We start from the raw sequence: 16,207 nt of genomic DNA, 5'->3' as shown, positions 1-16,207 counted from the left end.
CTCCGCCGTTTGAACGGAGAAAAATAAAAAGCTGCCCGGAAATTTCCGAGGGCACTGAAAAAACAGATGGCTTTTCAGTGCCCTCTTGAAGAGCAAAAGTGAGAGTCGCCAAGTTAGAAATACTAACTTGGCGATTTTTCTATTTGGTTCCAGTAAGTAAAATGCTTCACATAACGGTTGACATCGTACTTACGAACGTAGTTGTTAAACCGAGTTCTGTTCAAAAAAGTGGAAAAGTTGAGAAAAAGCGTATTTATCTTGATTCATCATTACAGCTGCAAAAATAGAAATTCAAATCCGTTTTATTTCAAAATATAACTTAATCGACTATATTTCAATTATTTCAAAGAACTATTATTCACTTTAACGGAACAGTAGTGAAACATTTATTATATAAATACAAAATATTATCATAATTCATAGTAATAATTATATTAATAATAGTAGCTTTGTTACTCCTTAAACATATAGTTAAACAATGAAACTAAAACACAAATTAAACTATATACTACAATGAAAAACATGAAAATTGCATCCTTTATGATAAAATTCATAATGATGCCCCTGCTTGTCAGCACTTCCTGTGTAAATGAAATTTCAGAAGAACCGACAACCCTCCCCGGAGAAATTCCTATCCGCCTTTCTACACAAATTTTATGCAACCGCACACGTGTTATTGATAACAAATTTCAAGAAAAGGACGCCATTGGCCTGTATGTATTGACACAACCATCAGCTATCAATCAGAAACGATACATTGATAATATGCGTTTCACATGTTCCCAAACCTCCGGCTTCGAACCGGAAGAAACGATTTATTATCCTAAAGGAAACGGAGAATGTAACTTTATCAGTTATTATCCTTTTCAAGAAACAGGTATTGAACCGGATAAAAGTACAATGCAGATCCAAATACAGACCGACCAAAGTACTGTGGGCGGACTATCACTTTCCGACTTTATGATCGCTGTAAACAATGGCATTACACCCAGTCAGAACATGGTTGCCATGGAATATGAACACAAACTCTGCAAACTGGAAATCATTATAAGACCCGCAGCCGGAGAAGACTTACAAGAGCTCTTGGCTGATAATCCTACCCTATCCTTAAACGGATTCCATTCGGAAGCATCTTATGATTTTCTCACCAAGCAATTCGGACCATCGGGACAAACGAGCGGCATTATTCCTTATGGAGAATGGAAAATAGAGAATAATACCCTTACAGGCAAAAAAGCGATACTGATACCCGAAAAAATAGAGTCCGGCAGTCACTACATAAATATGGAAATAGATGGAAAGAGCTATAGCTGCCCATTTCCGGACAACTTTCAACTGTCCAGTGAAAAAAGCTGTTCCATAGGCATTATCTATAAGTCATCCGAAGGTATTCAAATCAACAACTTCGATCATAGCATTGCAGACTGGACAGAAGGGGAGTCCGGTGAAACGACAGCTCAGGAAACATCAGGTATAATTCACCTGGCTGCACTGAAATTCAGTAAGAGTAATGTATATAAAGCAATTAACGAAGGGACGCAGGTAGCAGAGATCTGTAAAGAGTACCTATTGGCAGACAATATCGATGCACAAGCCATCGTTGCCTATCCTGTTCTAAATGGAAAGACAGATTTAAACAACGGCACGGTAATTTGTTTACTTGACGAAGCAGCGGCCGTTCACGGAGGCAAGGTCTCTTGGAACAAAGTTAATAATGTATTAGCCTACACGCCCGGAAATCAAAGCGTCATCAACGACTTCTACATAGCCGAAGACAACTCAATATCAATATCCAAACCGGAAAATCCTCTACCTGTGCGATTGCAAGAAGATGTCTTGACAGATATACGGAATACGGAAACCAAAACTTATCCTATAGTAAAAATAGGAATCCAATATTGGATGGGACGTAGTTTGGAAGCGACACGCTATACCGACGGTAAAACAATTACTTTGAAAAAAGATTTCACGGCAACAGCAGGCTATTACACCGGGAAATATCAAGATGCGCCTCAAAATTTTTACTTTTACAATTCTGAGGCTGTTATTTCAGGCAAGTTATCACCCCAAGGATGGAATATTCCTACCGAGACCGAGTGGGAACAACTAAAGCAATATATAAACAATGATGCTTCTAAACTGAAATCCGGACCATGGTCAAGCGATGAAAACGGTGACAAGCTTCCTATACTTAACACTACAGGATTCAATGGAATGCCGGAAGGATATATTCTAAAAAGTAAGAACGGATATACCAACGGCTTATATACGGTGGTATACTGGTCTACCAATTCATCTGGAAATCAAATAAATAAAGCAATCTATTTGCTGCATACTACAAATGAAATAAAAGACGGCAATATAACAGACAGAGCTCTTTCTGTCAGATGCATCCGTAAATAACAAGCACTTTGCCTATCATACAGAATCTAAAGTTTAGGTAGATCTCCTCACCGCTACTGGCCCAAACTTTAGATTCTGTATTTTATCGTTAAATTATTCTTTTCATTCGAATAGGGAATCTTCTTCTTTTTTCTGTCTTTATAATCAAGAAATCAATTATAAAACCCAAAACAGAAAACATATGCAGAAAGTATTATTTATCACTACAATTCTACTTACATTATTCGCCCTCTCTATCCATGCTGAGCACAATCCTCAAAAAAGACCAGATGCATCTGCCCAATTCCAAACCGTCTCCGGTCACAGTATCAGTTTAAATGGTATCGGACTGGCATATAGTTATGAATATGCTTTTGCTCCGAAAGGTACTGTTATTTTTAGCGCAGGAGCTTCTTATGCTTTTGAAAGAACATGGCAACTCAAAATGGAATCACTTCGCGAATTCCATATCGCCACCAAAGACTATCATTTAGTAACCGGAGATTTAGCCATAGAACCACGTTTTTATTATAACCTGAAGAAAAGGCATCGCAATGGCAAGCGTACTTGGGGTAATTCCGGTGGGTATTTATCTGCCTGTTTCGGATATTCTTTTCCAATAGCCATCAGCAGCGGAGTAAAAACAGCGCATATATATGTTATCACCCCATATTGGGGATTTCGACGCGTATGGAAACATTTTCTTTTCGATCTATCTGGCGGAGCCGGTTATATAAAGTCCTCCAACGGCAATTCCGCCATCTATCCTACTGTGAGAATAGGACTGGGATATAGATTTTAAACGTCATACTCTAATTGAAGAATAAATAACCAAAGTACCGAATACAAAAAATGGCTACTCATCCCGAGCAACCAATCTTTTGTTAACCTTAAATCTAATACTTATGAAAAAAACACAATACAAATATACCGAATTTCAAGCAATTAGCAAATATCAGAGCAAAAATATCCTGTATTATAACACCGTTTAATACTCGCTCTTGTTTTGTTAATACTTTAGGCTAAAAACGTTAACAATTAACACATTCGTTCACAGTTCTCCTGTAGCTCTATAGCCATAGGAAAAACAATATTATTTTCTAAATGAATATGATGATGCAAATTTTTCTCAAATGTCTCCAACATTTCAAACAATAACCTGTAGGTGTCACAAGCATCATCGGGTACTAAATATCCCTGAGCCAATAAAGAAATCCGGCGAAAACGTTCACCTTCGGCATCATGTTCATGCATCATTACCGAAATAGGGCTACTGACACTGCCACAATGAAAAGGCGGAACGGGGCGGTGTTGGGTCACTGCATCGAACAAATCGTATATATAAGGAAACAACACCATTTCCTCCTTGGTAAGATGATTATTCAGATCTATCCAGGACTCTTGAAACAACCCACGTATCTCATAAAGTTCCGGATGTTTCTCACCGTGTACCTCACAAACTTTATCAAGCAATTGAAGAATCTGCGGTCCCTGGTAACGGATATTACGATGATGGAATTTCAGGATGTAATCTACCAATAAATCCATAGGCCAACTTTTAAAATCAAAAATCGGAGAATGGTTCGGTTGCGTTTGCCCCAACTCTTCCAACAAGCTGTCCACCCCTGCTCCGGCTCTTTCACAAGCATCAGTCAGCGAGATATCTCCATTGCAACAGAAATCAATGCCATACTTATTGAATACCTTTGCGTGGTCAAAACGATCGGCTACAATCTGGCCGACTGTCATAAGTTTATAATCTTTCATATTTTCCTCTTTTATTATTCAGAGGACAAAGGTCGGGAACAGAAAACAAATAATTTGTAACCAATGTTACAGGAAGGATTTTCTTTTGTCTTTCGAAGCAATATGAAGTATAAAACAATGGCATACACAGTCTTCTATAACTTGTGTATGCCATATTCTTTTCTTAATTAAAATAATACAGAAAGATAGCGATACCTTCGAGTGCTTTCTTAGGCTGATCTTTAATCTCAATCGCAAACTTAATTTCAGCTTTAGCCACACCACGCAAGTTAGTAAGAGAATGCAGACTTGCCTTCAGTCGCACACTTTGACCTGACAGTACTGCTTGCCCGAACTTCATCTTGTCCATACCATAATTAATCATCATCTTCAAATTATTTACTTCAATAATCTGGTTCCACAAATGAGGAAGTAATGACAATGTCAGATATCCGTGAACAATGGTGCTATGATAAGGGCTCTCCACCTTAGCACGCTCTGTGTCCACATGAATCCACTGATGATCTAGTGTTGCATCAGCGAAAAGGTTGATACGTTCCTGAGAAACCTCCAGATAGTCAGAGACTCCAATCTGCTGCCCCACTAATTTCTCAAAATCTTCATAAGAATTAATAATTACTTTATCCATATTTCTTCATTTAAAAATGTACATCTTTGCTACAAAGATATATTTTTTTTAGATAAGTTAAAATTAATCTGGTCTTTTAGATTCTTCATTAGAAAAACTCGCCGGCTTAGTACATGAATCTACTTTCCCAAATATCCGATACCGATATTTGGAAACCAATAAATACAATGCATCCCTTACTTTTACCGGAATCAGGATCAATGGATAAAAACACTGCCAGAATCCTCCCAGGTCTTTTAAGATATAAAGTATAGCCGTAGATTTAGAATAACAATCTCCTTTCCGGAAATAATAGAGAGTCTTATTATTACTTTCAACAGCATACCGGTCCAACAAAGTTTTACCCGCTTCAGATTGCAGTGAAACAAAACGGAACAGCTTTCTTTTATCCCTCTTTACAATAAAAGAAACTGTCCCGTTGCAGAGATTACATATACCATCGAAAAGTATAATATTCATTCTATATTTCTAAATAATGGAAGTCTCGTATGCACTGGTCAACATATCATAATCGGCATCACTGTATTCTCCTTTTTCCCGAGCCTTCTGCACCTGTTTGATAAATGTTTCTACCTGTGAAAGGAAAGTCTGATAAGACTTCATCTCGCTTTCATGACCATTCACGGCAGGAAGTTTTTTAGCAGCATCGAGTTGTTTGGTAAGTTCAGTTACTTTCAGGTCAATGCGGGGGCCATCCATCATATGCTTACGTGCATACAGGTTCAAAATACTCTGCATCGTAGCAGACATCTTCCGTACAGACATAATCTGTTCTTTCAGCGGACTGTCCGCCAGAAGCACCTGTTCAGCCTGTTCGGTAAACGGACTCAGAATATCAAAAACATTCTGCTTGTATTCAGACATCTGTGTGCTCAACTGATAATTCGCATCTAACAGTTGCTTCGCTTTAGTTACATCTTTCTTTTTCAAGTAAGAAAGATAGGTATCGAAATTTGCGTAAAACTCTGCTCTCGCCTTAAACAATCCGGCATAGTTCTGCACCAGATTCTGGCGGGTTTCTCCATTGAAGTAATCTCCGGGATTCATCACCGTCGCCGAATCTTTTGCAACAACTGCCGGTGGGGCGATGGCGGTAAGAGCCGGTACTTTTCCTTTTTGTTCCATATAATCCAAAACGGCATTTACATCTTTTTCCTTCACCATATCTTTTAATACTCCGAGAGAAGTATTATAATACTTGATTACTTCTGTCGCATTTTCAATATCTGCCGTACTGGCAACAGGAGCTTTGCTCTTGCTTCCACCCGAACAAGAGGCCAACAGAAAAGCACTCACAAGTGCTCCAAAAAACAATAGATTCTTTTTCATAATGTTTCCTTTAATAATTAGTAAATAGAACAAGCCTATAGATAGCTGATATTGCACTAATAACAATATAAAAGTCGTTTTGCTCTCAAAACCATCTATAAATTACAAAGGGAACAAAGAAATTAAAGAAATAAATATCATCGGAAGCGAAACCACATTACTGCATAAAACAAAAAATGGCTACTCGTCCCGAGCAACCAATCTTTTGTTAACCTTAAATCTAATACTTATGAAAAAACACAATACAAAAATACCGATTCCCAACTAATTAGCAAATTTACGCACGATATTCTGCTCTATTATAACATGGTTTAAAGTTACCGATAACTTATTAACATTTCACACTTGTATTGTTAACCATTAACAAGCTCCATTACTCGTTTTCAGACATAAAAAGGCTATCATACGTCATCCACCCAATAACGATGATATCCCCACCGGTACAATATTACTGAATTTCTTTATCTCCCGGATCATATTCCAATCCTTCAGATAACAATTTTTTCGATGACAATGAACATGTTACAGGTATAACCGGTATTTCATTCATAACGAAATGAATGTAGACCTCAAAAGATAGTTTATAACCAACCCACACAACCCTATGCATTTCTGAAGCAGAAAGATAGAAATCAGACAAAGGCAGTAATCTATTATTCAATTCTAACAGTTCGAATGATGGAAGAAAAGAGAAGTCGATATTGTGATATTCTTTCAATAATAGAATCTTGTCGCTTAATTTATTCTTTTTGATTTCTTGTATATTAATGTTTTTTTCTTGCTTTAGACATCAGATAGTGGTATATTTACCCCGAAACACTTCAGCCCGTTTCTTAACCTTAAAAGGAATTGAATATGAAAAATTTAAAATAATTATTGATCGTACTAATCTTTGTTACATAAAAAAACAAATAAAACAAATAAGATGAAACAAGTAAACACAGTTTTGACAGTCATTCTGTTGGTAGTATTGACAGGATGTGGAAGAAATAAACAATCAAACGATGATTTAATCATCGTGGACGTTTCGAAAAGCTATCCTAAAAAAGAATTGATTCTTCAGGATTTTATGAATGTGGAATATGTTGCGCTGGAAACTACAGATGAGTTTCTTACACAAGGCTTAGTACAAGATGTGGGAAAAGAATACTTATTGGTAACCAATAGGAATAATGATGGGGATATTTTTATTTTTGACAGGCAAACCGGTAAAGGATTAAAAAAGATAAATCGGCGAGGGCAAGGGGCAGAAGAATATGCAAGGATTAATGAGATTATTCTTGATGAAAGCAATGATGAAATATTCGTAAAGTCACCGGGAAATAAAATCTTAGTATACGATCTTAACGGAGAATTCAAACGGTGTTTGAATCTTGGTAGAGATATTTCATCTATTTTTGATTATGACAAACATAATTTGATCTGTTATGATATGTCAGATTATCATAACAAAGGAAAAGATAGAAACAAATCGTACCATATTCTTATATCAAAACAGGATGGAAGTATCACCCGGGAAATTTTTATTCCTTTTAAAACTATTAACACACCGATTGTGACTGATGGAGATCGATTTATAGCAAATTATTCTTACCAAATACGCCTAAGTAACGGCAAATGGACACTTATGGACGCATCAGCCGATACATTGTATAACTATGCACCGGATGGTACATTAACCCCCTTTATTGTAAGAACCCCCTCTGCAAATACTATGGAGCCTGAAATTTTTCTTTATATGGGTATTCATACCGACCGTTATTACTTTATGGAAACCGTTAAAAATGTATTTAACTTTGAAAAAGGTAACGGATTCTATACAGATGAGCTGGTGTACGACAAGAAGGAAAAAGCCATATTTCAAGTTGCCGTATATAATGATGACTATGCAGAAAAAAGAACTGTAGCTATGACGGCGAAATCAATTAATCGCGATATCGAAGATGTCACGAGTTTAAGTGCATCCCAACTTATTGAGATTTATAAGAAAGAGCAACTGAAAGATGGCAGATTGAAAGAAATTGCTTCAAAATTGAATGAAGAAGACAATCCTGTAATCATGTTGGTAAAGCAAAAAAATAGTGGTTTAAAATGAAAAAGGCAACCAACTATTTTATCAAGAGCAGTGGATCATCCAGCACCTGCTGAACACTCCTTTTATTCCATTCGCAGGATTGTTGACCGAATAGATGGTGTTGCTCTTGTTCTTTATGTATACTATGAGGTTGTGTCAAAACGTTTTTGACACAACCTCCTTTTCACATTTACATTCAATCATTATAAAAATAACTAACCTTTCATCATGCTATGCTTATCATGATTTTATTTAGCCTTTTACGGTAATTCGTTTGTAACCATATACAGCACGGTCACCCAATTCTTCTTCTATACGGAGCAACTGATTGTACTTCGCCATGCGGTCCGAACGGCTCAACGAACCGGTCTTAATCTGTCCGCTGTTTGTTGCTACGGCAATATCTGCAATGGTTGCATCTTCTGTTTCGCCGGAACGGTGAGAGGTGACTGTTGTATATCCGTGGCGGTGTGCCATTTCAATAGCGTTTAATGTTTCTGTCAGCGAACCTATTTGGTTTACTTTAATCAGAATAGAATTGGCACAACCTTTTTCGATACCTTTTGCCAGGAAATCAACATTAGTAACGAAAAGGTCATCACCTACCAATTGGCAGCGGTCGCCGATACGTTGAGTTAATTTTTTCCAGCCTTCCCAGTCATTTTCACTCATACCGTCTTCGATGGAATCAATCGGATATTCGTTGATAAGTTTCTCCAGATAGTCAATCTGTTCCTCGGCTGTACGTTTTTTACCCTTTTCACCTTCAAACTTGGTGTAATCGTAGATACCGTCATGATAGAATTCGGAAGAAGCGCAGTCCATGCCGATCATTACATCCTTACCCGGTTCATATCCGGCAGCTTTAATAGCGGCAAGGATAGAGTTTAGTGCATCTTCTGTGCCTTCCAGATTCGGAGCGAAGCCTCCTTCATCACCTACAGCTGTACTCAAACCACGGTCTTTTAATACTTTTTTCAAGGCGTGGAATACTTCGGCACCCATGCGCAGTCCCTCTTTGAAAGAGTTTGCACCAACTGGGCGAATCATAAATTCTTGAAAGGCAATTGGGGCATCGCTATGTGATCCTCCATTAATGATATTCATCATTGGGACGGGCAAAACATAAGTATTTGTGCCGCCGATATATCTGTAAAGGGGAATATCAAGATAATTGGCAGCTGCTTTGGCTACGGCAAGTGAAACACCCAGGATAGCGTTTGCACCCAGTTTGGCTTTTGTCTTTGTTCCGTCCAGTGCCAGCATAGCATGGTCAATGCCCATTTGGTCGAGGGCTGACATACCAATCAGATGTGGGGCAATGACTTTATTAACGTTCTCTACTGCTTTCTGTACACCCTTACCGCCGTAACGATGTTTATCACCGTCGCGGAGTTCAAGCGCTTCATGCTCACCGGTCGATGCGCCCGACGGAACGGATGCACGTCCCATGATGCCTGATTCCAATACTACGTCTACTTCTACTGTAGGGTTACCTCTTGAGTCGAGAATCTCTCGTCCTGTAATTTTTTCTATTTTCATTATTTCTCTTGTTTTTTAGTCTCTGCAAATGTACTCACTTATGGGAAGCGGTAGAATAACTATTAATAGGTATTCCGTGCGGTCTCTTTCCCTATAAATCAGTATTATCGCTTTTATACTATAAAACAAAGAGAGGGGTGGAAAAGTTCAGTCGTCTTCAACCTTGACTCCTAACAGAGGCAGTAAGTCCATTGCCTGTAATGAACTGACTATAGCCCCTTTCAGGTCAGCTATGTTTAGTTGAATACCTGTTATTCTTGAGCTCCTGAGGTCGATACCTTTTAAAGACGTATGCGAAAAATCTGCTTCAAGCAGTTCACAATTGTCGAAAGCTGCCGGTATTAATTTACTGTCATTGAGGCTGGCGTTTCGAAAATCACAATGGCTGAAACGAACGGTTCGCATTTTCGTCATGGAAAGATTGATATATTGTCCATAACAATGCTCCATCCGGACATGGTTTAGGGTGGCTTCCGGAAAACCTGTTCCTAAGAGCTTGCATGATATAAATTCTACCCGGTAGAAAGTAGTTCCGGCAAAAGACACGTTGGATAAGTCGCAATTTTCAAAACGTATGTCTGTTAATTGGGCTGATTTCAACTGGCATTCGTTGAATATTTGTTGTTTGAAAGTACAATTGTTAATACTTAGATAGGGCTTATTTACTTGTCGGACAACTCCTTTAGAGAAATATAAATCAGAAATTTTCTCTTCATCCACCAAAATATCGAGCGGAGTGATGCTTTCGGACTGCTCATTGATGAATGGGGCTATGACTTTAACAGGTTGGACTTTCTTAATTGCTGGTTTCATATATTAGTCTATTGTTTTAAATGTTCTCCGAGGTATCCTCCACCTAATACGGCTAAAAGCCCGAGTATCATACTGGCTAATGTATAAAATGCGAATATGCCGTAGAAGCCTCCTTTCAGTAAACTCAGGCCATCATTAGCCAAAGTAGAAAATGTGGTAAAACCTCCACAGAAACCAACAGTCAAAAATAGCCTTAATTCGAAGGATAGATCAAGACGTTCCGAAAGTGAATAAAATAATCCTATTAACAAACTTCCAGCAATGTTCACGGCAAATGTTCCCCACGGAAAGGGGAAAAAAGTAGGGCTAAGTTTCTCGTTGACGGCTATTTGTGCCAGATAGCGGGATACACTGCCTATGCCTCCTCCGATAAATATATAAATAATCTCTTTCATCTTTTTTATTTTGTTGGCAAAGTTACCACTGTCAACTGTTTATGCAAACGTTTTCTGATAAATCTTCTTTATTTCAGTTCTATTTGTCGAACCGGAATCTGCTTCTTGCTTATCTTTGTTGCATGATTACTAATTTATATTAAACCATATCATGAAGAACATGAATAAACTGACTTTTAAGTTGGCTTGCTTTTTTCTTTCTCTTTTAGTGAGTAGTGTGGCAATGGCCGAAAGCATTACTTCTCCAAATGGACTCTTGAAACTGAACTTTTCGGTGAATGGAAAAGGGGAGCCTGTGTATGAACTTTCTTATAAGGGTAAAGAAGTGATTAAACCTTCTAAACTGGGCCTTGAACTGAAAGATGATCCCGGTCTGATGGATGGTTTTACATTGATTGATGCCAAGACTTCTTCTTTTGACGAAACCTGGAAACCTGTTTGGGGAGAAGTAAAGCAAATCCGTAATAATTATAATGAGCTTGCGGTAACTTTAGACCAAAAAGCTCTGGATCGTAAGATGTTGATTCGTTTTCGTTTGTATGATGACGGACTTGGTTTTCGCTATGAATTTCCGCAGCAAAAGAATCTGAATTATTTTGTGATAAAAGAGGAGCATTCTCAATTTGCTATGACAGGCGATCATACTGCTTTCTGGATACCGGGCGATTATGATACACAAGAATATGATTATACTCGATCGAAGCTTTCGGAAATACGTGGCCTGATGAAAACAGCTGTTACTCCCAATGCTTCCCAGACTCCTTTTTCTCCTACCGGGGTTCAGACTGCTTTACAAATGAAGACCGATGATGGATTGTATATCAACCTTCATGAAGCTGCCTTGGTAGATTACTCTTGTATGCATCTTAATTTAGATGATAAAAACTTTGTTTTTGAATCATGGCTGACTCCTGATGCACAGGGAGATAAAGGATATATGCAGACTCCTTGTCAGTCTCCATGGCGTACAATCATGGTCAGTGATGATGCACGTGACATTCTTACTTCCAAATTAACATTAAACCTGAACGAGCCATGTAAATTGGAGGATACTTCTTGGATTAAGCCTGTCAAATATGTAGGTGTATGGTGGGAGATGATTACAGGTAAAAGTACATGGGCTTATACTGACGACGTTTATTCAGTGAAGTTGGGTGAGACCGATTATGCTAAGACCAAGCCCAATGGGCGTCATGGTGCCAATAATGAGAATGTGAAACGTTATATCGATTTTGCCGCTGAACACGGTTTTGACCAGGTATTGGTTGAGGGCTGGAATGAAGGATGGGAGGACTGGCTTGGCAAGTCAAAAGATTATGTGTTTGATTTCGTCACTCCATATCCCGACTTTGATGTGAAAATGTTGAATGAATATGCCAAGAATAAAGGGGTAAAGTTGATGATGCACCATGAAACCTCTGCATCTGTTCGTAACTATGAACGCCATATGGACAAAGCTTACCAATTTATGGAAGATAACGGCTACAACGCTGTGAAGAGCGGATATGTAGGCAATATAATCCCACGCGGTGAGCATCATTACGGGCAATGGCTGAATAATCATTATCTCTATGCAGTGAAGAAAGCAGCCGATCATAAAATCATGGTAAATGCTCACGAAGCCGTTCGTCCAACCGGATTGTGTCGTACGTATCCGAATCTGATCGGTAACGAGTCTGCCCGTGGAACAGAATATGAAGCTTTTGGTGGGAATAAACCATTCCACACTACATTGCTTCCTTTTACACGCTTGATTGGTGGTCCAATGGATTATACTCCAGGTATTTTTGACACTCAATTGTCTTTCTTGAGTGGTGAACATAGTTTTGTGCATACTACTTTGGCAAAACAATTGGCCCTTTATGTTACACTTTATAGTCCGCTGCAAATGGCTGCCGACCTTCCGGAGAGTTATGAGCGCCACATGGATGCATTTCAGTTTATTAAAGACGTGGCAGTAGACTGGGATGACAGTAAATATATTGAAGCAGAACCGGGAGAATATATCACGGTGGCTCGAAAAGCCAAAGGAACCGATAATTGGTTTGTTGGAGGTATTACAGGTGAAAATTCCCGTACTTCTACATTTATTCTTGATTTTCTGGATCCGGGGAAACAGTATGTAGCCACTTTATATGCTGATGGGAAAGATGCGGATTATGAGAAGAATCCTACCTCTTATGAGATTAAAAAAGGTATAGTGACTAATAAAACCAAGATTTCTACTAAATTGGCTCGTAGTGGAGGTTTCGCTCTCAGTCTGATAGAAGCTACTCCGGCCGACCGAAAAGAACTTAAAAAGTGGAAATAAAGGTGGGTTAGTGGTAAAAAGGTTAGTTTGGTTATTTTTTTGAAATGAAAGAGTCCGGATACACAATATGTATGTCCGGACTCCTTTTGTTGATAGTTACTATATTATCAATTAAGTGAGTTATCTCTTGACTTTCTATTTTTATCTGCTGTTCTTATCTTTATTGATTATATTGTTTTTAATCAAGAGATTAGTTGTCTAATGTTGAATGTTTATAAAGCTAACTTTAACATAGAGTTAAAGCTTGTTTTTTGAATGCAAAGAACAAGTTGTTTGCATTTAAAAGATTTGTTCTTTGTACAGAGGGAATAACGATCTTTGTTTTCTCCTTAACATTGTTAAATTATTCTGTTGTGATTATATCTTTGCTTTGATAGCTTTTGTTCCCTATATATAATAAGGTGTAAACAACTCTACTTATTAGCTCCTCCATCCAGTAACTCGGCTATTTTCTTTTTCAGGTTTAGCTTGATAATTTCATCTTGCTGCAGTTCTATTTCTACTGTAATTTTGGCATTTCCCAATTTATATCTGATATCTTCATTATCATAATTTCTCTGTTCTTTTTTGATGCTATATAAAAGGGAAAAATCATAATCTAACGCCAGTGAAATATTGTATAATGTATCCGTATCGATGCTTTTCCTTGTTAGTAGGTAATCTACACTTTGAGGCTTAACGTCCAACCGTCTTGCGAGTTCGGCTTTAGTAACCTGTCTCTCAGACATTACATTCTTGATAATTTCACCTATATAAATATTACTTTTTTTCATTTGCATGAAAGTACAACATAATCTGAAGAGTTAGGTTTATCGATATAAAAGAATCTCTGTCTATTTTTGTATTTTGTTCATAATTTATTTGTTTTATCAGATAAATTAGGATATATTTGCAGCGGATCACTGAGAGAAGTGAAACAACACTCTTCTGGTAGCAGAAGAAAAACAGAGTGGAACATAACATTTATATTATTACTATTATTCATTAAAATTTTGAGATTATGAAAAAGAAACTCGTGATGGTAGCAGTGCTCTTGGGTGCTTTGTCACTGGGAGCTTGCGTTGATAACAACGAATCGGCTTCAGTAGAGGCAGTGCGTAATGCGAAAGCTGAGCAGTTGATGTCTATTGCTAACCTAAACAATGCGAATGCTGATGCTAAAAAAGCTGTTTCTGCAGCTGAAGTTGCATTGAAAGAGGCTGAAGCTGCTTATAAAAAAGCACAGGCAGAAGCAGCACAGGCAGAGGCCGATCAACAGAAACTGTTATTAGAGAAGGCTCAGGCTACTTTAGAAATGGAAATTGAAGCACTAAAGCTACAAGCTGAGGCGGAATTGAATGCTGCAAAGGCTCAATTGGAACAAGCAAAAGCTGATTTGATTGCTGCTTTGGATAAAGTAGATCAAGCTGAAAAAAAGAGAATAAAGGATTTACTTGGTAAAGCTGAGGAATTATTGGGTGATATTAATGAAGAGCGTTCATCTTTGGTTACTGCTAAAAACGATTTGGCAAAACTTAATGCAGGTTTAATTACCGCTGAAGAAGTACGTAAACAAACAATTGCTGAACAGGAAGAGATAAAGGCAACTGCACAGGCTTTGATCACTGAATATGAAAAGTATAGCCAGGAAGATAAAGCTAACGCTGAAGCTGCTGCCAAAGAAGCTAATTCTAAGAAAATAGCTTTAGGAAAAATTCGAGAAGAGAAAAATACTGCATCTATTATTGCTAATAATGATTACAACACAGCTTCTGGAAATGCTTTTAACTGTCATTTTGTACAGGCTTTGCAAGATATGGGAAGTAATTATTATACTGTAGAATATGTAAATAGTGAAAGTGTTTCTTATACTAATGATGATGCTACTACCGGGCAGGTTTGGAAAAATGGTTATCAAAAGTATGTAGCTAATGTAGATCTCATTCAGGAAGAGGTTAAGTCTTACTCAAGAGGTTTAGCTGTTGCTGAGAAGAAACTGGCAGATGCAAAATCTGAACTTACTAAAGCTAAAGAAACTGATACTTATAAGAATTATGCAAAAGCTGTAACAGATGCCCAGAAGAAATATGATGAAGCTCAGACTGGTACCGAAAAAGAACAAGCTTTATATGAACTGCAAGCTGCTGAACAGACTTTGAAATCTTATATTCAGCCGTATGAGTCGGGTATTACATCAGCTGAAGGAGAGGTAGAGGATAAAACTGAATCTTTAGCAGAGTGGAATGAATATGTGGATATTGTTACAGGTGATGATTCAAAAGCCTATGAAACTTTGATTAAGTCTTTGGTTACTGCTATTGATAATCTGCTTGATGCGAATATTGCATATGGCAAAGCCAATCATAATTATACTGTTCAGGCTCAATTGACTTCTGCGTTAGAGAATGTCGCTAATGGCTTGTCTGATTATGCAGAATTAATTCAAGCACAGAAGATTGTGATTACTCGGGCTGATGAAGTAATTGCTGATGCAAGTACAATTGTAACGAAAGAACAAGCTATTGCCAATAAAGAAAAGGAAATTGCTCAGTTAGAAAATAGCCTATCTGTAAATGAGCCGATTTATGCTGATTATCTGGCTCAAATCAAAGCTTTAGTTGAAAGTGCTGAATAACACATCTTCAAAAACGGCATAGAATTAAAAATAAACTAAAAGGATTATGAAAATAAAAAGACTTTTAATATTGGCCGTTCTACCCATGATGTGTCTTGCAGCTAATGCGCAGAACTGTAGTAAAGACAATACTCCTAAAAAAGGAGACTTTACGGTAGCAGCTACTGTTGGATACAATAGTTACACAAATGTCACAGCCCCTTCGGGGCTGCTGACTGACTATGAAGTCAGAGCGCTTTCAACCAACTGGGCAGACAAAAAGCTGATGGTTGGTTTTGAAGGGGGCTGGTTCTTCAAAGATCAGTGGAAACTAAATTTGGGTGGCGGTGTCAGCTTCACGAATAACCCCGGT

The 16,207-nt window shown here is 37.9% G+C and carries 15 protein-coding genes; 6 read left to right on the top strand and 9 right to left on the bottom strand.

Going from position 1 to position 16,207, the window contains the following annotated elements; genetic code table 11:
* Positions 1-122: 122 nt before the first annotated feature.
* On the bottom strand, positions 123-224 hold the full coding sequence (locus JZY04_RS11005) for a DUF4372 domain-containing protein (protein WP_157195908.1): 102 nt from the start codon (positions 222-224) through the stop codon (positions 123-125).
* A gap of 289 nt (positions 225-513) precedes the next feature.
* Here JZY04_RS11005 and JZY04_RS11000 point away from each other — a divergent pair, with 289 nt between their 5' ends.
* The gene (locus JZY04_RS11000) at positions 514-2,403 is read left to right on the top strand and encodes a fimbrillin family protein (protein WP_122143597.1); all 1,890 of its coding nucleotides are present in this window, start codon (positions 514-516) and stop codon (positions 2,401-2,403) included.
* 181 nt (positions 2,404-2,584) lie between these two features.
* Entirely contained in the window at positions 2,585-3,184 is a 600-nt protein-coding gene (locus JZY04_RS10995) for a hypothetical protein (RefSeq protein WP_022011834.1), read from the top strand.
* A gap of 236 nt (positions 3,185-3,420) precedes the next feature.
* Here JZY04_RS10995 and ric read toward each other — a convergent pair whose 3' ends face one another.
* The 4 genes from ric to JZY04_RS10975 all read right to left on the bottom strand — a co-directional run bounded on the left by ric (position 3,421) and on the right by JZY04_RS10975 (position 6,106).
* Positions 3,421-4,149, bottom strand: a complete 729-nt coding sequence (ric, locus tag JZY04_RS10990; protein WP_005775899.1) for an iron-sulfur cluster repair di-iron protein — start codon at positions 4,147-4,149, stop codon at positions 3,421-3,423.
* A gap of 163 nt (positions 4,150-4,312) precedes the next feature.
* Positions 4,313-4,777 carry a MaoC family dehydratase gene (locus tag JZY04_RS10985; RefSeq protein ID WP_005775901.1) on the bottom strand — a complete coding sequence of 155 codons (465 nt, stop codon included), beginning with the start codon at positions 4,775-4,777 and terminating at the stop codon, positions 4,313-4,315.
* 63 nt (positions 4,778-4,840) lie between these two features.
* The gene (locus JZY04_RS10980) at positions 4,841-5,236 is read right to left on the bottom strand and encodes a thiol-disulfide oxidoreductase DCC family protein (protein ID WP_122143596.1); all 396 of its coding nucleotides are present in this window, start codon (positions 5,234-5,236) and stop codon (positions 4,841-4,843) included.
* 9 nt (positions 5,237-5,245) lie between these two features.
* Positions 5,246-6,106: a hypothetical protein gene (locus tag JZY04_RS10975; protein ID WP_181996532.1), complete on the bottom strand. Its 861-nt coding sequence runs from the start codon at positions 6,104-6,106 to the stop codon at positions 5,246-5,248.
* A 925-nt stretch (positions 6,107-7,031) separates the two neighbouring features.
* Here JZY04_RS10975 and JZY04_RS10970 point away from each other — a divergent pair.
* Positions 7,032-8,201: a 6-bladed beta-propeller gene (locus tag JZY04_RS10970; RefSeq protein WP_122143593.1), complete on the top strand. Its 1,170-nt coding sequence runs from the start codon at positions 7,032-7,034 to the stop codon at positions 8,199-8,201.
* A 231-nt stretch (positions 8,202-8,432) separates the two neighbouring features.
* Here JZY04_RS10970 and eno read toward each other — a convergent pair whose 3' ends face one another.
* The 3 genes from eno to crcB form a co-directional block, all read right to left on the bottom strand.
* On the bottom strand, positions 8,433-9,722 hold the full coding sequence (gene eno / locus JZY04_RS10965; RefSeq protein WP_005775910.1) for a phosphopyruvate hydratase: 1,290 nt from the start codon (positions 9,720-9,722) through the stop codon (positions 8,433-8,435).
* A 147-nt stretch (positions 9,723-9,869) separates the two neighbouring features.
* The gene (locus tag JZY04_RS10960; protein ID WP_032540879.1) at positions 9,870-10,535 is read right to left on the bottom strand and encodes a pentapeptide repeat-containing protein; all 666 of its coding nucleotides are present in this window, start codon (positions 10,533-10,535) and stop codon (positions 9,870-9,872) included.
* An 8-nt stretch (positions 10,536-10,543) separates the two neighbouring features.
* Entirely contained in the window at positions 10,544-10,930 is a 387-nt protein-coding gene (gene crcB, locus JZY04_RS10955; protein ID WP_005809844.1) for a fluoride efflux transporter CrcB, read from the bottom strand.
* Positions 10,931-11,081: 151 nt separating this feature from the next.
* Here crcB and JZY04_RS10950 point away from each other — a divergent pair, with 151 nt between their 5' ends.
* Positions 11,082-13,241 carry a glycoside hydrolase family 97 protein gene (locus tag JZY04_RS10950; RefSeq protein WP_122143705.1) on the top strand — a complete coding sequence of 720 codons (2,160 nt, stop codon included), beginning with the start codon at positions 11,082-11,084 and terminating at the stop codon, positions 13,239-13,241.
* 413 nt (positions 13,242-13,654) lie between these two features.
* Here JZY04_RS10950 and JZY04_RS10945 read toward each other — a convergent pair whose 3' ends face one another.
* Positions 13,655-14,014 carry a helix-turn-helix domain-containing protein gene (locus JZY04_RS10945; protein WP_005775915.1) on the bottom strand — a complete coding sequence of 120 codons (360 nt, stop codon included), beginning with the start codon at positions 14,012-14,014 and terminating at the stop codon, positions 13,655-13,657.
* A 227-nt stretch (positions 14,015-14,241) separates the two neighbouring features.
* On the opposite strand from JZY04_RS10945, the gene JZY04_RS10940 reads away from it, so the two are divergent.
* Both JZY04_RS10940 and JZY04_RS10935 read left to right on the top strand, forming a co-directional pair.
* On the top strand, positions 14,242-15,855 hold the full coding sequence (locus JZY04_RS10940; protein ID WP_122143704.1) for a hypothetical protein: 1,614 nt from the start codon (positions 14,242-14,244) through the stop codon (positions 15,853-15,855).
* 46 nt (positions 15,856-15,901) lie between these two features.
* Positions 15,902-16,207: BT1926 family outer membrane beta-barrel protein (locus JZY04_RS10935; protein WP_255584437.1), on the top strand; the 306-nt coding region annotated here is incomplete at its 3' end.

Origin of the sequence: Bacteroides sp. 11BF (genome assembly GCF_019633765.1) — a bacterium.
GTDB classification, from domain to species: Bacteria; Bacteroidota; Bacteroidia; order Bacteroidales; family Bacteroidaceae; genus Bacteroides; species Bacteroides hominis.
The sequence above is the reverse complement of the archived record's forward strand: the minus strand, read 5'-3'. Positions and strand labels throughout refer to the sequence as shown.

Excerpts from the sequence above, each read along its gene's own strand:
- JZY04_RS11000 (WP_122143597.1), top strand. The coding sequence starts at position 514 with ATGAAAAACATGAAAATTGCATCCTTTATGATAAAATTCATAATGATG.
- JZY04_RS10995 (WP_022011834.1), top strand. The coding sequence starts at position 2,585 with ATGCAGAAAGTATTATTTATCACTACAATTCTACTTACATTATTCGCC.
- ric (WP_005775899.1), bottom strand. The coding sequence starts at position 4,149 with ATGAAAGATTATAAACTTATGACAGTCGGCCAGATTGTAGCCGATCGT.
- JZY04_RS10985 (WP_005775901.1), bottom strand. The coding sequence starts at position 4,777 with ATGGATAAAGTAATTATTAATTCTTATGAAGATTTTGAGAAATTAGTG.
- JZY04_RS10980 (WP_122143596.1), bottom strand. The coding sequence starts at position 5,236 with ATGAATATTATACTTTTCGATGGTATATGTAATCTCTGCAACGGGACA.
- JZY04_RS10975 (WP_181996532.1), bottom strand. The coding sequence starts at position 6,106 with ATGAAAAAGAATCTATTGTTTTTTGGAGCACTTGTGAGTGCTTTTCTG.
- JZY04_RS10970 (WP_122143593.1), top strand. The coding sequence starts at position 7,032 with ATGAAACAAGTAAACACAGTTTTGACAGTCATTCTGTTGGTAGTATTG.
- eno (WP_005775910.1), bottom strand. The coding sequence starts at position 9,722 with ATGAAAATAGAAAAAATTACAGGACGAGAGATTCTCGACTCAAGAGGT.
- JZY04_RS10960 (WP_032540879.1), bottom strand. The coding sequence starts at position 10,535 with ATGAAACCAGCAATTAAGAAAGTCCAACCTGTTAAAGTCATAGCCCCA.
- crcB (WP_005809844.1), bottom strand. The coding sequence starts at position 10,930 with ATGAAAGAGATTATTTATATATTTATCGGAGGAGGCATAGGCAGTGTA.
- JZY04_RS10950 (WP_122143705.1), top strand. The coding sequence starts at position 11,082 with ATGAAGAACATGAATAAACTGACTTTTAAGTTGGCTTGCTTTTTTCTT.
- JZY04_RS10945 (WP_005775915.1), bottom strand. The coding sequence starts at position 14,014 with ATGAAAAAAAGTAATATTTATATAGGTGAAATTATCAAGAATGTAATG.
- JZY04_RS10940 (WP_122143704.1), top strand. The coding sequence starts at position 14,242 with ATGAAAAAGAAACTCGTGATGGTAGCAGTGCTCTTGGGTGCTTTGTCA.